The organism is Mesorhizobium sp. M7A.F.Ca.US.005.03.2.1 (assembly GCF_003997795.1).
In the GTDB taxonomy this organism is placed as follows: domain Bacteria; phylum Pseudomonadota; class Alphaproteobacteria; order Rhizobiales; family Rhizobiaceae; genus Mesorhizobium; species Mesorhizobium ciceri.
Window position 1 is genome coordinate 1 of sequence record NZ_RZRP01000027.1, and the last position, 18,276, is coordinate 18,276.

The 18,276-nt window shown below is 61.2% G+C and carries 18 protein-coding genes and 1 pseudogene; 14 read left to right on the forward strand and 5 right to left on the reverse strand.

Annotated elements, in window-relative coordinates:
- A pseudogene (locus EN991_RS03015) lies at positions 1-639 on the reverse strand (hypothetical protein); the annotation flags it as partial.
- On the opposite strand from EN991_RS03015, the gene EN991_RS40670 reads away from it, so the two are divergent.
- The 11 genes from EN991_RS40670 to EN991_RS03065 all read left to right on the forward strand — a co-directional run bounded on the left by EN991_RS40670 (position 556) and on the right by EN991_RS03065 (position 9,931).
- Entirely contained in the window at positions 556-1,206 is a 651-nt protein-coding gene (locus EN991_RS40670) for a hypothetical protein (protein WP_245460882.1), read from the forward strand. The pseudogene EN991_RS03015 and the gene EN991_RS40670 sit on opposite strands and share 84 nt — an antisense overlap.
- Positions 1,089-2,192, forward strand: coding sequence for a myo-inositol-1-phosphate synthase (locus EN991_RS03020; RefSeq protein ID WP_013533202.1), 1,104 nt, complete (start codon positions 1,089-1,091; stop codon positions 2,190-2,192). The genes EN991_RS40670 and EN991_RS03020 overlap by 118 nt, the downstream gene beginning before the upstream one ends.
- On the forward strand, positions 2,189-2,785 hold the full coding sequence (locus EN991_RS03025) for a histidine phosphatase family protein (RefSeq protein WP_013533203.1): 597 nt from the start codon (positions 2,189-2,191) through the stop codon (positions 2,783-2,785). Before EN991_RS03020 ends, EN991_RS03025 begins: the two co-directional genes overlap by 4 nt.
- Before the next feature lie 14 nt (positions 2,786-2,799).
- On the forward strand, positions 2,800-3,900 hold the full coding sequence (locus tag EN991_RS03030) for a glycosyltransferase (protein WP_127368127.1): 1,101 nt from the start codon (positions 2,800-2,802) through the stop codon (positions 3,898-3,900).
- Positions 3,900-4,703, forward strand: a complete 804-nt coding sequence (locus EN991_RS03035) for a sugar phosphate nucleotidyltransferase (RefSeq protein ID WP_024502357.1) — start codon at positions 3,900-3,902, stop codon at positions 4,701-4,703. Before EN991_RS03030 ends, EN991_RS03035 begins: the two co-directional genes overlap by 1 nt.
- A 2-nt stretch (positions 4,704-4,705) precedes the next feature.
- Positions 4,706-5,467: a TIGR04290 family methyltransferase gene (locus tag EN991_RS03040; protein ID WP_127368128.1), complete on the forward strand. Its 762-nt coding sequence runs from the start codon at positions 4,706-4,708 to the stop codon at positions 5,465-5,467.
- On the forward strand, positions 5,460-6,392 hold the full coding sequence (locus EN991_RS03045; protein WP_127368129.1) for a beta-xylosidase: 933 nt from the start codon (positions 5,460-5,462) through the stop codon (positions 6,390-6,392). The genes EN991_RS03040 and EN991_RS03045 overlap by 8 nt, the downstream gene beginning before the upstream one ends.
- A gap of 46 nt (positions 6,393-6,438) precedes the next feature.
- Entirely contained in the window at positions 6,439-7,548 is a 1,110-nt protein-coding gene (locus EN991_RS03050) for a glycosyltransferase (protein WP_164768841.1), read from the forward strand.
- Positions 7,545-8,531 carry a GNAT family N-acetyltransferase gene (locus EN991_RS03055; protein WP_127368131.1) on the forward strand — a complete coding sequence of 329 codons (987 nt, stop codon included), beginning with the start codon at positions 7,545-7,547 and terminating at the stop codon, positions 8,529-8,531. The genes EN991_RS03050 and EN991_RS03055 overlap by 4 nt, the downstream gene beginning before the upstream one ends.
- A gap of 3 nt (positions 8,532-8,534) precedes the next feature.
- Positions 8,535-9,449: a class I SAM-dependent methyltransferase gene (locus tag EN991_RS03060; RefSeq protein ID WP_064993463.1), complete on the forward strand. Its 915-nt coding sequence runs from the start codon at positions 8,535-8,537 to the stop codon at positions 9,447-9,449.
- Positions 9,450-9,754: 305 nt separating this feature from the next.
- On the forward strand, positions 9,755-9,931 hold the full coding sequence (locus EN991_RS03065; protein ID WP_013533211.1) for a hypothetical protein: 177 nt from the start codon (positions 9,755-9,757) through the stop codon (positions 9,929-9,931).
- On the opposite strand, the gene EN991_RS03070 is transcribed toward EN991_RS03065, so the two are convergent.
- Positions 9,932-10,495 carry a sigma-70 family RNA polymerase sigma factor gene (locus EN991_RS03070; RefSeq protein WP_013533212.1) on the reverse strand — a complete coding sequence of 188 codons (564 nt, stop codon included), beginning with the start codon at positions 10,493-10,495 and terminating at the stop codon, positions 9,932-9,934.
- A 290-nt stretch (positions 10,496-10,785) separates the two neighbouring features.
- Between EN991_RS03070 and EN991_RS03075 the strand changes: the two genes are divergently transcribed.
- Positions 10,786-12,897 carry a catalase gene (locus EN991_RS03075; RefSeq protein ID WP_127368132.1) on the forward strand — a complete coding sequence of 704 codons (2,112 nt, stop codon included), beginning with the start codon at positions 10,786-10,788 and terminating at the stop codon, positions 12,895-12,897.
- Between the two features lie 75 nt (positions 12,898-12,972).
- On the opposite strand, the gene EN991_RS03080 is transcribed toward EN991_RS03075, so the two are convergent.
- The 3 genes from EN991_RS03080 to EN991_RS03090 all read right to left on the reverse strand — a co-directional run bounded on the left by EN991_RS03080 (position 12,973) and on the right by EN991_RS03090 (position 15,694).
- Positions 12,973-13,467: a hypothetical protein gene (locus tag EN991_RS03080; protein WP_013533214.1), complete on the reverse strand. Its 495-nt coding sequence runs from the start codon at positions 13,465-13,467 to the stop codon at positions 12,973-12,975.
- Between the two features lie 87 nt (positions 13,468-13,554).
- Entirely contained in the window at positions 13,555-14,850 is a 1,296-nt protein-coding gene (locus EN991_RS03085; protein WP_127368133.1) for an Nramp family divalent metal transporter, read from the reverse strand.
- A 253-nt stretch (positions 14,851-15,103) separates the two neighbouring features.
- Positions 15,104-15,694 carry a LysE family translocator gene (locus tag EN991_RS03090; protein WP_127368134.1) on the reverse strand — a complete coding sequence of 197 codons (591 nt, stop codon included), beginning with the start codon at positions 15,692-15,694 and terminating at the stop codon, positions 15,104-15,106.
- A gap of 213 nt (positions 15,695-15,907) precedes the next feature.
- Here EN991_RS03090 and EN991_RS03095 point away from each other — a divergent pair, with 213 nt between their 5' ends.
- The gene (locus EN991_RS03095; RefSeq protein ID WP_027164032.1) at positions 15,908-16,918 is read left to right on the forward strand and encodes an ATP-dependent DNA ligase; all 1,011 of its coding nucleotides are present in this window, start codon (positions 15,908-15,910) and stop codon (positions 16,916-16,918) included.
- Between the two features lie 106 nt (positions 16,919-17,024).
- Positions 17,025-18,276 (forward strand): thiamine pyrophosphate-binding protein (locus EN991_RS03100; protein WP_127368135.1); only part of this gene is annotated, 1,252 nt, incomplete at its 3' end.

The window sequence follows — 18,276 nt, forward strand, 5'->3', positions numbered from 1 at the left end:
GTCGGCATCGTGGGCGGCCCGCCACTCGCCACCAGATAGTTCGGTCAGGTTTAATTCCGGCCCGCCGACCGCCTCGGCCACCCAATCGCGCAGCGTGGGAATTTTCGAGTTTTCGGAGAAGGTGCATTCAAACGCCGTCGCCACATGTTTCGGACAGCGCGACCACGTTTCCCGAGCCTCCGGCGACGCTTCGCTGCCCGGGCCGCCTGAATGGCTGGGAAACAGGTGAATGCGGTCCGTATCGACATCCAGTTCACGCAGCCAAACGACAACGGCATGCATCGAACTGCCGGACAGGCCGGGACCCTCGTCGACAACGGCGAAACGCGCCGATGGATTGTTCTTCCAAGCGGTGATCGACCGCGGATCGGCGTTGATGTGCCTGTGGAAAGGATGGCCGATCGGACGAACGCTGAATGGCGCAGGCGCGCCAATCGAGGCCGCCACCATAGCTGCGAGCCCAAGGCCAATGCTGCGGACACCGATAACGCATGTGTTCGCATCGAGCCCCGACTTCTGCGCCGCGTCCAAATAGCTTTCGGGATAAAGCGCATAATGCGCATAACCCTCAGCGGAGCCGGTCAGAACCTCGGCCTGACAGTCGAGCCCGGCCAGCAGCTTGAGAAGTCCCGGATCGATGCCACCGCCAACGTTGAAACCGCTTCGCCACGACTTCGCTACCTCGGCGGCAAGCCCGACCAGCAGCCTGGCGCCTTGCTGTTGCCGTGGCGAAAAAATGTCGATGCCGCAGGTTTCGAAATCGACGTCGGCAAGCGCCTGAACCAGCTCCGACACGCTGATGAACAGTCCGACCAATGCAGCATGGCGTCGGATGCCATGAGACATCCGATCAAGTCTTACGGCCATTTCGCCTGCTGCTTCGCGAAGCTGTTGTGCGTCCTGCGTCCGCTTGTGGTCGCCGTAGACGATCATCGATCGGTTTCCAATGCTTGCCGTGCGGGAACGCATCGTATGCGGCTTCGATCCATGCTGTCTCGCGCAATTTTTCGATGGGCGGAGGAACATTCCGGCAAGCTGATGGTTCGGCGCCAGGAACTTACCTTTGAACAACATAGGGTGGCGGTTTCGTGGGATCGAAAAAGGTTCGTGTTGGTATCGTTGGGGTCGGCAATTGCGCATCCTCCCTGGTGCAGGGCCTCTCGTTCTATCGTCACGCTAAAAGCAACGAACCAATCCCTGGGCTGATGCATGCCGACCTCGGCGGTTACCATGTCGACGACATCGAGATTGTCTGCGCATTCGATGTCGCCAAGAGCAAGGTTGGCCTCGACGTCGCGGAAGCGATCTACGCCGCCCCCAACAACACGTTCCGCTTTGCCGACGCCATGACAACCGGCGTTCGCGTCGAGCGCGGACCGACGCTGGACGGGATCGGCAAATATTTGCGCGACGAGATTGAAGAAGCTCCCGAGCCGGTTGCCAATGTCACCGAGATCCTGCGTGACAGCAGCGCTGACGTGCTGGTTTCCTACCTGCCGGTGGGTTCCGAGGAGGCGACCTGCTTCTATGCCGAATGCGCACTCGAGGCCGGCTGCGCCTTCGTCAATTGCATACCGGTCTTTATCGCCTCACGTCCGGAATGGCGACGGCGCTTTGAGCAGCGCGGGCTGCCGCTGGTCGGCGACGACATCAAGAGCCAGGTCGGCGCGACCATCGTGCATCGGTTGCTAGCCAATCTCTTCCGTGAACGCGGCGTACGCATCGACCGCACCTATCAACTGAATTTCGGCGGCAACACCGATTTTCTCAACATGCTGGAACGCGAGCGGCTGGAATCGAAGAAAATCTCCAAGACACAGTCCGTGGCCAGCCAGTTCGATGTTCCCCTGGAGCCGGGCAACATCCATGTCGGCCCGAGCGACCATGTGCCTTGGCTCACCGATCGCAAGTGGGCCTATATAAGGGTCGAAGGCACGACCTTCGGCGGCGTGCCGCTCAATGCCGAGCTCAAGCTGGAGGTCTGGGATTCGCCCAACTCGGCCGGCGTGGTGATCGATGCGGTACGCTGCGCCAAGCTGGCGCTCGATCGCGGCATAGCTGGCGCGCTGACCGGTCCCTGCAGCTATTTTATGAAGTCGCCTCCGGAACAGTTCACCGACGCCGAAGCGCGGCAGCGCACGCTCGCTTTTATCGCAGGCAAGGACGAGCCTTTGCTCGATGCCGCAGAATGACGACGACCTTCTTTCTGATCCGCCATGCGGCACACGAAAATGTCGGCTCCTATCTGGCAGGCCGTATGGACGGCGTTTGCCTCGGCGATGCCGGTAAGGCGCAGGCAACGCAGCTTGGCTGCCGCATGGCCCGGGAGCCCATCGTCGCGATCTTGTGCAGCCCGCGCGAGCGTACCCGAGAGACGGCGCTGCCAGTTGCGCTCGCCTGCGGTGTCGGAGAAATCGCGATCTGCGCCGAACTTGACGAGATCGACTTCGGCGACTGGTCGGGAAAGACTTTCGATGAACTGAATGGCGACGCCAGCTGGCGAGCCTGGAATGATCAGCGGCAAGTGGCAAGGACACCGAGTGGCGAGACCATGCACGATGTCCAGCAGCGCGTCGTCGCGGTGATGAATGCTGTCCACGAGCAGCATCCGAATCAGTGTGTCGCCCTGGTCAGCCACGCCGATGTGATCAAGGCCGCCGTCTGCAAGGTCCTTGGCTTGCCGGCCGGCGACTGCTTTCGCTTCGACATCGATCCCGCTTCGATCACGACGATCGTGTCGGGGGACTGGGGGGCGAAGCTGATCCGATTGAACGAAGTTGCCTGACGAGGATTTGCCGGATGCAGATGGTCATTTTCGGTCTTACCGTCACGTCTTCATGGGGCAACGGCCATGCCACCTTATGGAGGGGACTGATCCGAGCCCTCGCCCGGCGCGGCTGGTCCGTTACCTTCTTCGAACGCGACACGCCCTACTATGCCGGAGCGCGCGATCTTGATCGCCTGGACGGCGGCAACGTCGTGCTCTACCCGGACTGGGAGGACATCCGCCGGGTCGCGGAGCAAACAGTCAAGCAATCGGATGTCGTTATCGTCACCTCTTATTGTCCCGACGCCGTGGACGCCTCGCGGCTGGCGCAGCAGGCAGGCCGCGGACTGCGTGTGTTCTACGATCTGGACACTCCGGTCACGCTTGCCCGCATCGAACAAGGTGAGCGTCCACCCTATTTCGGCCCTGAGGGTCTTGCCGATTTCGACCTCGTCCTGAGTTACACCGGCGGCTCGGCGGTCGACGCGCTGAAGACGGTTCTGGGTGCGCGCCATGTGCTGCCGCTCTATGGGCACGTCGATCCCGACCAACACCGGCCGGCAGAGAAGCGGGCCGAATTCGCCGGTGATCTGTCCTATCTCGGGACCTACGCGGCGGATCGCCAGGCCGGCGTCGAAAAGCTTCTGGTCCGCACCGCCGCGCGTCTACCGGATCAACGCTTCATCATCGGCGGCGCACAGTATCCGCAGGAATTCCCGTGGGGCGACAACATCTTCTTCGTCAGGCATCTGCCACCGGCCGATCATCCGGCGTTTTTCTCATCCTCCCGACTGACGCTGAATGTCACCCGCGAGGCGATGGTGCAAAAAGGCTGGTGTCCTTCGGGCCGGTTGTTCGAAGCGGCGGCATGCGGGGTGCCGATCATAACCGACACCTGGCCTGGCCTGAGCAGCTTCTTCGAACCCGGCAGCGAGATCCTGCTGGCCCACGACACCGATGACGTGGTCGCGGCGCTCGCCTTGCCGGCAGATGAACTCGATGCCATCAAAACCCGTGCGCGCGAACGGGTTCTGGACGAACACACTTCTGCCCGGCGCGCGGCGGAGCTGGACCACATTCTAAACGACGCCTTTCAAAGATCTCCCCGCGAACCGATGATGGAAGCAGTCTGATGTTGGGCATTGTGCCCGCTGCCGGGCGCGGCAGCCGCATTCAACCGCTCGGCTTCTCGAAAGAGCTGCTGCCGGTAGGCAGTCGGATCGATGGACAGACGGAGCGTCCCTGCGCGGTGAGCGAGTACCTGGTGCGGCGGATGGTGCGCGCCGGCGTCGACAAGATCTGTTTCATCATCGGATCGGGCAAATCCGACATTCTCGAATATTACGCCGCCGGCTATGGTGACGCTGCCGCTCTGTTCGTGGTGCAGCCCAACCCTGTTGGACTTTGCGATGCGATTTTTCGGGCAGCGCCTCTCGTCGCGCCCGACGAGACGGTTTTGATTGGTTTGCCCGATACGATCTGGTTCCCCGAGGACGGCTTCTCCTGCCTGCCGGATAGTTCCCTATCGTTTCTGCTCTTCCCGGTGGACCGCCCGGAATTTTTCGATGCCGTGGTTCTCGACGAGGGAGATCGGGTGAAGGAAATTCAGGTCAAGCGGCAAGACGCTGCCACGAACTGGATCTGGGGGGCGTTCAAGATGCCGGGCCGGATCTTGCACCAACTCGCTGCACTCTGGCGTGAACGGGACCGGCGTGACGAATATATCGGCACCCTGATCAATGCCTATCTGGCTGCCGGCGGTGAAGCCTACGGTGTCAGGGCCGGAGTCTCCTACGTCGATGTCGGCACCTTCAACGGCTATCGCACGGCTCTTCGGCTGCTCGAAGAGGGCGTCGCATCCGAACAACGCCAAACCGCCATGCTTGTGGGTGGAGCACACCCGCATGTGCCTGTCGTTCCCGGCGAAGGAGCCTGACCATGCTGCATTCCCATGCCGAAATCCGCCGCCGTATCGATGCTCTCGGCCCATGGTTCCACAACATGGAACTGGCCGGTGTCGAAACCGCTCCCAACCATTTTCTCGGCAATTACCCGCTGATCAAATGGCGCAAATTCGCCGAGGCCATTCCCGCGGATCTGACAGGCAAGACGGTGTTGGATATCGGCTGCAATGCCGGCTTCTATTCCATCGAGATGAAACGGCGAGGTGCTGCCCGTGTCCTCGGCATTGATTTCGATGAGGCTTATCTGGCGCAGGCCCGCTTTGCCGCCGAGATCGCCAATTGCGAGATCGAATTCCAGAAACTGTCGGTCTACGACGTCGGCGCCCTGCGCGAAACATTCGATATCGTGCTGTTCATGGGGGTGCTTTATCACTTGCGCCACCCGTTGCTTGCGCTCGACCTTATCCGTGAGCATGTCGCCGGTGATCTGATGATCTTCCAGTCCATGCAGCGCGGCAGCACCGATCTTCCCGAGATGGAAGAGAACTATCATTTCTGGACGCATGACCTGTTCGACCGGCCGGAATTTCCCAAGCTCCATTTCATCGAGCACCGCTATGCCGACGACCCGACCAACTGGTGGATACCCAATCGAGCCTGCACCGAAGCGATGCTGCGCAGCGCCGGTTTCGAGATCGTTCTGCACCCTGAGCAGGAGGTCTATTTCTGCCGGGCCGCAGGCGACCCGGCCAGTGGCGGTCCCGTCTACCCCTCGAAAGGACAGCGCCATGGTTGAAGCCGCGATGATCTGGAACGAGCCCAACAACAAATCGCATTGGGATCCCGAGCTCGACCCCGACTGGAGCCGCTTCGCCAGGATGGCAATCCTGGCGGCGGACGCAATCGCATCTGAAAACCCGGCTTTGACCAAAGTGCTCGGTGGCATCTCGCCGATAGACCCGGGATTCATCACCCGCATGAAGGAATTCGGCGTGCTGGATCATGTCGACGCCGTCGCCGTGCACGGCTTTCCGCTCGACTGGAACCTGTGGCAAATCCAGGAATGGCCGCAGAAGATCGGCGAGATCGCGACCGTCACCGACCTTCCCATCTGGGTCAGCGAAGTCGGCGTATCGACCTTCGGCGCCGAGGAAATCCAGGTCTGGGGGCTCAAGCGAACAGCTGAATTGCTGCTCGGCAATGCACCACGCGTCCAGTGGTACAGCCTCTACGATCTTCCGCGTGAATGGGAAGCAACGACGCGTCACCGCGAAGCCGAAGGCTCCTCTTATTACCGTCATTTCCATATGGGGCTGCTGCGCCAGGACGGCACGCCAAAGCCCGCGCTGGAGGAATTCCTGCGCTATACACCCGCAATGGGACTGGTGCAGTGGTTTCATTTCGAAGATCCGCGGCTGGACGACGCTGTCGCCTGGATGAAGCGGCTGGGTGTCACCAATATGCGTACCGGGCTTTCCTGGGCGGACAGTTTTCGGCCGAATGCGCTGGACTGGTTCGACCGGCAGATGGAAGCACTCGCCGATTTCGACGTGACGGTCACCTTCTGCTTCACACCTCAGCATCGCGGAATGATGCCCCACCACACCAGCCCGCCACTGGTGCCGGAGGAGTTCGCGGAATTCTGCTCAACCATGATCCGCCGCTATGCGCCTGGCATGACATCCGCCTCGCTCCCCACGCGGCGGGCCTCGGCCGCGTGAAATCGTCATGCTGCCCATGCATCAGATGCCGGACTGCGCAACACCACTGACAGGTGGGAATGCGGCGCAGGGCACCGGGACGCAACCGGCCGCGACACTCACCGTCCTCAATGTCGCCTACCCTCTCGCGCCCGTCGGACCCGACGCTGTCGGCGGTGCCGAACAGGTTCTGTCGATGCTCGATCGGGCGTTGGTTCACGCCGGCCATCGATCTATCGTCATTGCTTGCCGTGGCTCCAGCACGAGCGGCACGCTTGTGGAAATACCGGCCGAAAACGGCATGCTCGACGAGGCGGCGAAGCGCCGCGCGCAAGAGGCCCATCGCAAAGCGATCGCCGCTGCCCGCGCCCGATGGCCCATCGATGTGGTTCATCTGCACGGCATCGATTTCGACGCTTATCTGCCCGACGATGGTCCGACCTTGGTGACCCTCCACCTGCCGTTGGATTGGTATCCGGCCGCGGCATTGCGCCCGACGCGTGGCGACCTCTGGCTTCATGCGGTCTCGCCCAGCCAGCAGAAAACCGCGCCATCAGGCGCCAGGCTGACGGCACCGATTCCGAACGGCGTCGACATCCAAGCACTGAACCTGCCGCAGCCGAAGCGCGACTTTGCCCTGGTTCTGAGCCGGGTTTGCCCGGAGAAGGGCATTCACCTGGCGCTCGATGCAGCCAAACTAGCAGGCGTTCCGCTGGTCGTCGGCGGTAAGGCCTATCCCTACGAAACACATACGCGGTACTTTCGCGACGAGGTCCAATCTCGCCTCGATGGCCGCCGCCGCTTCCTTGGTCCGCTCGGCTTCACCGCCAAGCGACGCTTTCTCAACGCAGCGCGCTGTCTGGTCATTCCGAGCCTCGCAGCCGAGACCAGCTCGCTTGTGGCCATGGAGGCCCTCGCCTGCGGGACCCCGGTAGTCGCCTTTCCAAATGGTGCGCTTCCCGACGTCATAGAGCACGGCAGAACGGGCTTTCTCGTCGACACGGTCGACGAGATGGCCCAAGCCATTCTTGCGGCGCCCAGCTTGGATGCCGAGACATGCAGGGCCGAAGCGCGACGGCGATTTTCGCTGGAACGGATGATCTCGTCTTACATGGATGCCTATCAGGCGCTGGCACAGCTTGGCACTGGTCGCCGGCGCTTGGCTGCGACGCCGTGAGCAAAGCGGTGCTGCGCTGCGAAATCATCGGTGACCCCGCGCAGTTCGACGCCTTGACGCCGCACTGGTGGAAACTGTGGCAGCAGAGTCCCTCGGCGACGCCGTTTCAATCTCCCGCCTGGCTGGTGCCATGGTGGCACGCATTCGCACCCGGTGAACTGGCGACAGTCGCGGTCTGGCACGGCGGGGATCTGGTCGGGCTGGCGCCGTGTTACCTGGAGCATGGGACGGCTGGTTCGAAGCTGCTTCCGGTCGGCATTTCGCTCAGCGATTATCTGGACATCCTGGCTGTCCCTGGGATCGAAGCCGAGGTTGTCGGCGTTATCGCCGAGTCGATCTTCTCGATCGGGTGGGCGCAGTGGATCTTGTCGGACTTGCCGCAGGACAGCGTCGCCCTTGCGATGAAGCATCCCGAGATGGATCGGCCGACCGCCCATGCCGCCTGCCCCGTGCTCGCCATCGCCGGCGACGAAACGCTGGCAGGCTGCGTCCCCGCAAGACGCAGACGCCAGTTGCGTCGGGCGCGCCAGGCCGCATCAAGATGCGGCCGGATTGCGCTGTCATCGGCAAGCGGCAGTCCGCAAACCTTCCTCGATCAATTGATCCGCCTGCACAATGTGCGATGGGCCGAACACGGAGGGGGTGTGTTGGCCAACCCCGCCGTCGAGCAATTCCATCGGCTCTCGCTTCCCTTGCTCGATGCTCATGGTCTGGTGCGATGCTGGCTGCTCGCGATCGATGACAGGACCATCGGTGCCTATTACGGATTTTACCACCGCGGCCGTGCCTACGCTTATCTGGGTGGGTTCGACCCTGCTTATGCCGAGGAGAGCCCGGGCGCGATCCTGATTGGCCACGCAATCGTGGAGTCGATCCGCGAAGATGCGCGCGAGTTCGATTTCCTGCGCGGCCAGGAGGCCTACAAATATGGCTGGGGCGCCGCCGACAGGTGGACGATGCGCAGGGTCTGGACGCGGAGTTGACCCATGAGTGTAACCGCACCGAAAGGCGCCCAGCGCCGGACATCGGTCAGGCTGGCGGTTGAAGACTGCATGGCCGACGGCATTTGCGCCGAAGGTGTTCTCGTCAGGCTGGCGCTCCACCTGCCGCCCACAATTGGGGCAGCGGAATTGGCGGAGGTCGTGCTGAAAGTCCGTCCGGCGGATACCGGCGACGCGGCAAGATTGCGGAAGGTCGCCGGACTGCTGCGCTGCAAACCAGACGTCTTTGCCATGTTGCGAGCGACGGGCGGCGCCGTTCGCCATGAGCGCAATGAGGACGAGACGAATGCCGCTGTCGTCATGCGGCTGGCGTCCAGCTTCGATGCCGCGGCAGCGATTTCGGGAGCCGCGAGTGTCCAACTGGCATCCCTCGGCGATGAGGAAAGGCTCACAGCCACGACCAACGAAATCGTCGCATGGCTGGAAGCCCGAGAATTCACCGGAAGGGAACGGAGCATTCTCGACATCGGTTGCGGCATCGGCCGTTTCGAGCGTGCGCTGTGCAAATCCTTCAAGCGGATGGTCGGTATCGATATATCGTCGCGAATGATCTCCATCGCCTCAGAGCAATGCGCCGCACTCGGCAATGTCGAGTTACGACAAACCTCCGGTCTCGATCTGGCCGATTTCGACGATGCCAGTTTCGATTGCGTGCTGGCGGTCGACAGCTTTCCCTATCTGGTTCTGGCCGGCATGGCAGAGCGGCATTTCGAAGAAATTGCGCGCGTTCTGAAACGGCCGGGCTGGCTCGCCTTGCTGAACTATTCCTATCGCGGATCGCTTTTCTCAGACCGCGACGATATCGGCCGTCTGGCGCAAGCTCATCAATTGCGGGTCCTCATCGACGGTGAGAAGCCGTTTCGATCATGGGATGGCAACGCTTTTTTGCTCGCTCGGTGAGACGGAACATTACAGCACGATGCCAGTTCGGACGTCGAGCAAAGGGCACCAACGAGTGTCCTCGATTCGAAGGAGGAGCGCGGGCTGGACGGCAATCGGATCAAGTCCGAAGGATTACGCCGCTAATCGATTGCCGAAGGACTGAACGCCACCGCGCGGGCCTGTGGTCCGCGGGGCGACCAAGGAGCAAGGAAATAAACCTGTGCAAGGGTCCGCCGGTCAGCTTCTCGGCGGTGGACACAGGCTTGTAATGCCGGGCGCTTATCACCACACTACGATCAAGGGACCGCTATCAAGAGAATGTGATGTCTCGTTCGAGCGACGATACCGCGGATCCGCATGTCGAGATGGCGGTGGATCGGGAGATTGCCTCCCTGCTGGCAGCCATAGAGCAGGAAAAGATTCCGGACCGCCTCACCAAGCTGGCGATCGAATTGCAGAACGCGCTCGTCGAGAAGCGTCGGCGCGACGCGAACAATTGACTATCTGCGGCTGTCGACCTCGACGTCGAGCTGACCGTCCGACAGCTGGTTTCTCCTCTCCATCAATGTCTCCAGCGAACTCTCCCCTAGGAGTTCAAGGATGTTGGCGCGCGCACGGTTCAGGCGGCTTTTGACCGTCCCGACCGCGCAACCGCATATGTCGGCGGTTTCCTCGTAGCTCACTCCCAAAACGCCGATCAGCATCAGCACCTCGCGTTGGTGTTCAGGCAGTCTTTGAATGGCGCCGTGAACTTCCCTGCTCTGAACGGTCCATTCCTGGGTGGCTTCCGAAATTGGTCTCGAAGAGGCGCAGTCGAGCAGGCCTGGCGCCTCCCGGGCAGCGATCTTGACCCGGGTATAATAGGTGTTGCGCATGATGGTGAAGAGCCACGACTTCATTCGCGTACCGGGTTCGAACTTGTCGATGTTGGCGAGACCCTTGGTCAGTGTCTCCTGCACGAGATCGTCAGCATCGTCGGGGACGCGGCAGAAGGTGCGGGCGAATGCCCGCAGGGCGGGTATCAGGTCAACGATGGAAACTTCATTGGTTTCCTGGTCGGCCAAAAGGCAGCCTCCGGATGACAATGGTCCAGCTCCCAGCAGAAAGAGTGTGTGAACGCAGCCTCAGCTAAATGCATGGAAGTTTGGTTCGTTCCTCTTGCTGGAGACAACTCTTCATAATTCTTCGCGGGCGGAGATATCTGTCATGCGATCGACGCATACCATCGCCGCAGCAGTGACGCCTCCTTCGACAGTGGTATCTACAGCGTCCGCTTTTTTACGGGAACAAAGCCGTTCACCGGCAGTTTGATGGCTTGCCACTTCAACCTTCCAGTATCGATCGAGGACCTGTCATGGCCAAATCCGCTCGCCCCTCCGCTCGCCAATCGGCAAGTGGACTGGATCAGAATAGCGCGCGCGGAAATGGCGGCGAGTTGCACCAGATCGCGGAAGACGACACGCCTGTCCTTACCACGGCGCTCGGAACGCCTGTCTCCGACGACCAAAACACATTGCGGATCGGTGAACGCGGACCATCGCTGATCGAAGACTTTCACTTTCGCGAGAAGATTTTCCACTTCGACCACGAACGCATCCCGGAACGGGTCGTCCATGCCCGCGGCTATGGCGCGCATGGTCATTTCGAGACCTACGACTCACTGGCCAAATACACACGTGCCGACATTTTCCAGCGAGCTGGTGAAAAGACGCCGGCATTCGTTCGTTTCTCGACGGTTGCCGGCAACAAGGGCTCGTTCGATCTCGCCCGCGACGTGCGCGGCTTTGCGGTCAAGCTCTACACCAAGGAAGGCAATTGGGATTTGGTCGGCAACAACATTCCAGTCTTCTTCATCCAGGACGCCATCAAGTTTCCCGATCTGATCCACGCCGCCAAACAGGAGCCCGACCGTGCTTTTCCGCAGGCACAGACGGCGCACGACAATTTCTGGGACTTCATCAGCCTGATGCCGGAATCGATGCACATGGTCATGTGGATCATGTCGGATCGCGCCATCCCGCGTTCCTTCCGCTTCATGCAAGGCTTTGGTGTGCACACGTTCCGCCTCGTCAACGCCAAGGACGAATCCACCTTCGTCAAGTTCATCTGGAAACCCAAGCTCGGCATGCAATCGGTGGTCTGGAACGAGGCGGTCAAGATCAACGGCGCCGATCCCGACTTCCATCGCCGCGATCTGTGGGAGGCCATACAGGCCGGCAATTTCCCGGAATGGGAGTTGACGGTGCAACTGTTCGATCAGGCGTTTGCCGACAGTTTTGACTTCGATATCCTGGACGCAACGAAGATCATTCCCGAAGAGGTTCTCGAACCAATTCCGGTCGGTCGGCTGGTGCTCGACCGGATGCCGGATAATTTCTTCGCCGAGACCGAGCAGGTTGCATTCATGACGCAGAATGTGCCGCCCGGAATCGATTTCTCCAACGATCCGCTTCTGCAGGGCCGCAACTTCTCCTATCTCGATACCCAATTGAAGCGGCTGGGCAGCCCGAACTTTACCCATCTGCCGATCAATGCACCGAAGTGCCCGTTCGCCCATTTTCAACAGGACGGGCACATGGCCATGCGCAATCCGGCCGGTCGCGCCAACTATGAACCTAACTCATGGGGACTGGGACCGCGCGAGGATCCGCAGCGTGGCTTCCGTTCTTTCTCCGATGCCGAACAAGGGCAGAAAGTACGTCTGCGCGCGGAGAGCTTCGCCGATCACTACAGCCAGGCCCGGCAATTCTTCAACAGCCAGACACCACCGGAGCAGCGTCACATCGCGATGGCGCTGACGTTTGAACTGAGCAAGGTCCAGGCACCGGCGATCCGCGAACGCATGGTTTCGCATTTGTTGAACATCGATGAAACGCTGGCGACCACGGTCGCCGACAAGCTCGGCATCCGTGACATGCCCGAACCTGCCGAAGCCGCCGTTCCACCGCGCGATGACTTGCCGCCGTCGCCGGCGCTCAGCATCATCCAAAACGGGCCCGACAGTTTCGAAGGCCGCAAAGTCGGTGTCATGCTCAGCGATGGAGCCGATGTCGCGCTGTTCGAGGAACTTCGTTCCGCCATCGAAGCGGAAGGCGCGGTGATGGAGGTGGTTGCGCCCAAGGTGGGCGGCGTCGAAGCCGCCGACGGCACCCACATCGAGGCAAGGCACATGATCGACGGCGGTCCATCCGTTTTGTTCGACGCGGTGGTGCTGCTCCTCTCCGAGGCGGGCGCCGAGCTACTGGTCACGGAGGCCGCTGCGAAGGATTTCGTGTCTGATGCGTTTGCGCATTGCAAGTTCATCGGCTTCACCTCCGGGGCCGAGCCGCTCCTGATCAAAGCAGGCGTCGCTCCCGATGCCGATGAGGGGCTGAGGCGGCTGGATTCGGCAGCTTCGGTAGCTGCGTTTGTGCAGTCATGCCGCAAACTGCGGCTCTGGGCGCGGGAGGCGGCTGTCAAACTTTGATGCGATGGCGTCAGCTGTTTCCGTTGGCGCACCCGCACTCTTTGGTTTGCCGCCAACCCTAGCCGGCACCGCGGTCTACGAGCGATCTTCCTTGCTGGACGCTTGTCGCCGCTGCTTCTCCAGGACCTCGTCGGTCCCAACCAGCTTCTTTGCTCCGCCTGAAATGGTCGTGGACACCACCGAAGGCGGATCGCTCGCCGGAAAGGAATCCTCCAACCCCGCCTGCAGTTGGTCCTCGAGCGTGCGTGGTTCTTCGGACCGGCCGGGCGTTCTGCGCGTGTCGATCTTCTCCAGCGACTGTTTCTTTTTCGGCGAATCGTTAGCGTTCCGGACCAGGGCGTAAAGCTGCTCGATCGCGAGTTCCTTGATCGTTTCGAAATCGGCCCGATCGTCCTTGGCAGCCTCGATTTGATCAACCATGGCTTTCTCGAAGCGGTCGAGGCTGTCGCCTCCGCAGGCATGGGAAAGGCGCAACAGGGCTTCGTTCAGCATCAACGGAGCGAAATGTGCTGAAGCTTCAAGCCTGAGCTGCCTTAAACGGTCCGGAGTTGCGGCCTGCAACTTTGACATGGACAACCTCCTTTCTCCCACAAGCGTCTCAACGGGATTTGACCGCCGATGTTCCACCGTGCCTGAACATCTGTCATGCCATGCGAGCTACAAGAACCAGCTTGCCACCAATCCCGCCGACGCCGCAAAAATCGCCAAGGTCGTCACGCCGCCCAGGATGTTCGTGCTTGTGCTGTTGACCTTGTCGCCCATGATCTTGCGATTGTTGGTCATGATGAGGATGAGAAGCAGCAGCGGCGGCGTTGAAAATCCTTGCAAGATGCCGGACCAGACGAGAGCTTTCATCGGGTTGAAGCCGAAGAAATTGAGACCCACCGCCACCAGCGTTATGACCCCGATCGCGATGTAGAATTTGGGAGCCTGCCGGGGTTTGGCATGCAGGCTATTCTTCCATCCCATCGCCTGGGCGAAATCGAAAGCAGCGCCAGCGGTCATGATCGGCACGGCCAGGAAGCCGACGCCAATTACACCGGCCGCAAAGAGAATGCCGGCAGCGTCGCCGGCAAGCGGCCGCAGCGCTTCGGCCGCCTGTGCCGCTGTCTCGATCTGCGTGTGTCCGGCCTTGTAGAGCGTCGACCCGGTCGAAAGGATGATAAAATACATGATCAGATTGGAGAACGTCATGCCGATCAGGATATCGCGGCGGGATCGGCGCAGTTCACCCTCGGTGGCGCCTTTGCGCTCTTCGAGGCTCGTTCGACCCTTGGCGATCTCCTCCTCCACCTCCTGATTGGACTGCCACGTGTAAAGGTATGCGGAGAGAGTGGTCCCGACGATGGCGACGAGGATGGACAGGTACTCTCGGCTGAACTCGATTTGTGGCAACAGCGTGCCACGCAGGACGGAAGCGGCATCCGGTTTGGCAAGTACCGCGGAGACCACATAGGCAAGCAGAGCCAGAGCCAGCCACCGGAACACATTTCGGATCAATTTGTACGATCCGAGCACCTGCAGGGCAAAAATGACGACCGCAACGGCAGTGACGACCAACGGAGCAGGCAGCGGAACGAACAGCACAATAGCCGCCGACATGGCGCCAAGGTCGGCGGCTGCCTCGATCGTGTTGCCGATCAGCACGCCCACCAGCACGGACCATAGCAGCCAACGCGGATAGAAGTCCGATATGACCTGGAAAAGCCCGCGACCCGAAACCTGGCCAAGTTTGGATGAAAGGTAGACGACGAGATACATCATCGGCAGCGTGACAGGTGCCGTCCACAGCAGGTCGGGGCCGAACCGCGCTCCGGCGCTGGCGTAGGTACCGATGGCCGAGCAGTCGTCATCGGCCGCGCCGGTGATCAGGCCAAGCCCAAGCGCCCGAACGACGTCGCCCCCTTTTCGCCTGCTTTCCCTTTGGCCAGCATTCTCAGGCGGCTTGTTCATTGAAGGCGCGTCTTTACCGAGGCCACGCAAGAAATCATGACGAACATTCCAATCGGATGGCGATGAAGCGTTGCAGCTGCATTGAGATCGAGGTTCGAACCTCCGGTCAGGTTTTTTGTTCCTGGACACGGTCCCGGCCCGCGACGGCGGCGGAGCCGAACGTCAAAGCGAATGCTCCGTCCCCCTGAAGAAGACAATGCTTGTGTCGAAGCCAATCCTTCAGGCGACGTGGCACAAAAGCTATTTCTTGAAGTCAGCGGCTCGTACTGCCGCCGATCACCATCCGCACGCCGAGGCCGATGATGAGACAGCCGGCGAGCCGCTGCTGCCAAAGCCTTGCGCGAGGGTGCCGCATGACCCATGCGCCGACCGCGCCCGATGCCAAGGCGTAGGCTCCCAGCACCAGCACACCGGTTATCTTCTGTGTTGCGCCGAGCAGCACCAGTTGCAACGTGACGGAGCCCCTATGCGGGTCGACAAATTGCGGCAGGAACGCAACCATGAACATCAAAGGCCAGGGATTGCTCAGATTGGCGATCATTCCTTCCCGGGCGGCGGCGAGCGGCCGCAGGGCCTTGATGTCACCTGTGGGAATGGTTGCCGAGGCTGAAAGCAGCAGCCGGAAACCCAGCCACATGATATAGGCCGCCCCGGCCCATCGAAGCAGATTGAACGCCACCGGCGAGGCGTGGACAAGCGAAGACAGGCCGAATGCAATCAGCGGAAGCTGCACCAGTCCGGCGCCCAGCGTCATGCCGAGTACCGTGAACAACGCCACGCCGCGCCCGTGTCCGATGCCGCGGGCCATCACCAGCATGCTGTCGGGGCCTGGCGGCACCTGCATCAGAATGACGGTTCCGACAAAAGCTGTCCACAATGAGAGGTCGATGGGGCATCTCCTTTCGCGCCGCCGATGACATCAAAGGGGCCAGCCGTCACCGGGTTCCGGCGGCAAATGAAAATGTCCATCGCGAAGAACCAGCCTGATGGAACGCGGTGCAGTCCTGGAAGTTGAAAAGCCAGAGCCGTTCCTGAACCGGTTTTGGAGGCCTGATCCGTGCATGAACCGATAAACGCCTTCCCGCTCCCGCTGGATACGTCTCCGATGGAGGCCAGGCTTGCCGATGCAATCCCAAGGGATGGGAACCGCTGGCAGTACGAGCCTAAATGGGACGGATTCCGCTGCCTTGCTTTCAAGAGCGACGACACCGTTGACCTGCGCGCCAAATCCGGCAAGCCGCTCGGCCGCTATTTTCCGGAAATCACGGAGATCCTGCGTGACCTCAAGCGCGGGCATTTCGTCATCGACGGCGAGATTGTCATCGAGGTGGACGGTGAGCTTTCCTTCGAGGCGCTGCAGATGCGTCTTCACCCGGCACAAAGCAGAATCCGCAAACTGAGTTCGCAGACGCCTGCCAGTCTGATCCTCTTCGACATGCTTGCCAGGCCGGGCGGCGAGGTCATCACGGGCAAACCACTTGTCGAAAGGCGGCGAGCGATCGAGGACTTCGTGACCTCCTCGAACAGTCCGGATCTTCGCCTGTCGAAGTGCACTTATGATGCAGCGACGGCGGCTCGATGGCTGAACGGGGCCGGCCATGCATCGACCGACGGCATCGTGGCCAAAGTGCTCGACGAGCATTATCTGTGCGGCGAACGTGCGATGGTGAAGGTAAAGCCGAGGCGCACCGCCGATTGCGTTGTCGGCGGTTTCCGCTATCTCGCGGGTAGCCGTGAGGTCGGCTCACTGCTCCTCGGCCTCTACAATGACGACGGCAAGCTCGATCACGTCGGCTTCACGTCGACCATCGCCAGGACCGACAGAGGAGCGCTCACGCGCCGGCTGGAAGGGCTGCGGTCAGAGCCCGGATTCACTGGCAAGGCGCCCGGCGGCCCGAGCCGCTGGAGCACGGAGCGCAGCGGACAATGGGAGCCTTTGGAACCTGAACTGGTGGTGGAGGTCCGCTTCGACCACGTCACCGGCAATCGGTTTCGCCATGGCACCAAACTGCTGCGCTGGCGCCCCGACAAGGCGCCACGGCAATGCACGTTCGAGCAGATCGAATAGACCGCCCCAGGGAGATCGCCCCAGAAACCTGTCACGATTTATTGCGACGAAGGAACCAACTCGGGATTCACCGGTTCGGACACCATCCACCCGGAGCTACCCTGACATGCCGAATGCAGCAGAAATTCTGATCGACACACTCGTCGCCTGGAACGTGGAGGTGGTGTTCGGCTTGCCGGGAGACGGCATAAACGGCGTCATGGAAGCGTTGCGGACGCGGCGCGACAAAATTGCCTTCGTTCAGGTCCGGCATGAAGAGTCGGCTGCCTTCATGGCATGTGCATATGCCAAGTGGACAGGAAAGCTGGGCGTGTGCCTCGCGACGTCCGGCCCCGGCGGAACACATCTTCTGACCGGCCTCTATGACGCCAAGCTCGACCAGGCTCCAGTGCTGGCGATTACGGGCATGCAGTTCCACGATCTGATCGAGACGTTCACGCAACAGGATGTCGATCTGACGCGCGTGTTCAACGATGTCTCCGTTTATAACGCCCATGTTGCCGACGCCGCGCATATGGAAAACGTCGCCAGCCTTGCCTGTCGAACCGCGCTGGCGCGCAAGGGCGTCGCCCATCTTTCGATTGCCAGCGACATCCAGGAGCAGGAGCGTGATCCGTCGAAGCGCTCCAAGCGCAATCGCCCGGCGCACACGCCGCAGGATATGTTCGCCGGTCACAGCGTACCGCTGGACGTTGAGCTCGACAAAGCCGCCGCCATTCTCAATGACGCTTCGCGGGTTGCGATCCTGGCCGGACGCGGCGCCATCGGCGCGGCAGCCGAACTCGAATATACGGCGCGCCTGCTGCAGGCGCCTGTCGCGAAGGCCTTGCTGGGCAAGGCGGTGCTGCCGGACGATCATCCCTACACCACCGGCGGGATCGGTATTCTTGGAACCCTGGCTTCGCAAGAAGCGATGGAGAGTTGTGACGCGGTGCTGATTATCGGTTCGACCTTTCCCTACATCGAATACTACCCGAAGCCCGGACAGGCCCGTGGCGTCCAGATCGACTGCGATGCGCAACGGATCGGCTTGCGCTTTCCAGTCGAGGCCGGCCTTGTCGGCGACGCGGCAGAGACATTGCGCGCGCTCAACCGGCGCCTGACGCAAAAGCCCTCGGATGAATTCCTGCGCCGTTCCCAGGAGACCATGAGAAAATGGCGCGAGATGATGCGGCAGTCGGAAGACATGCAGGCGCAACCATTGAAGCCACAAGCGATTGCCCGGGCTTTCGGACAAAGATTGGCCGACGACACAGTGCTGGCCACGGATTCCGGTCAGAATACGGAGCTGGCCGCCCGCCATGTCGATCTTCGCAGCGGCCAGGCATTCGGGGTGTCCGGATCGCTGGCGTCGATGG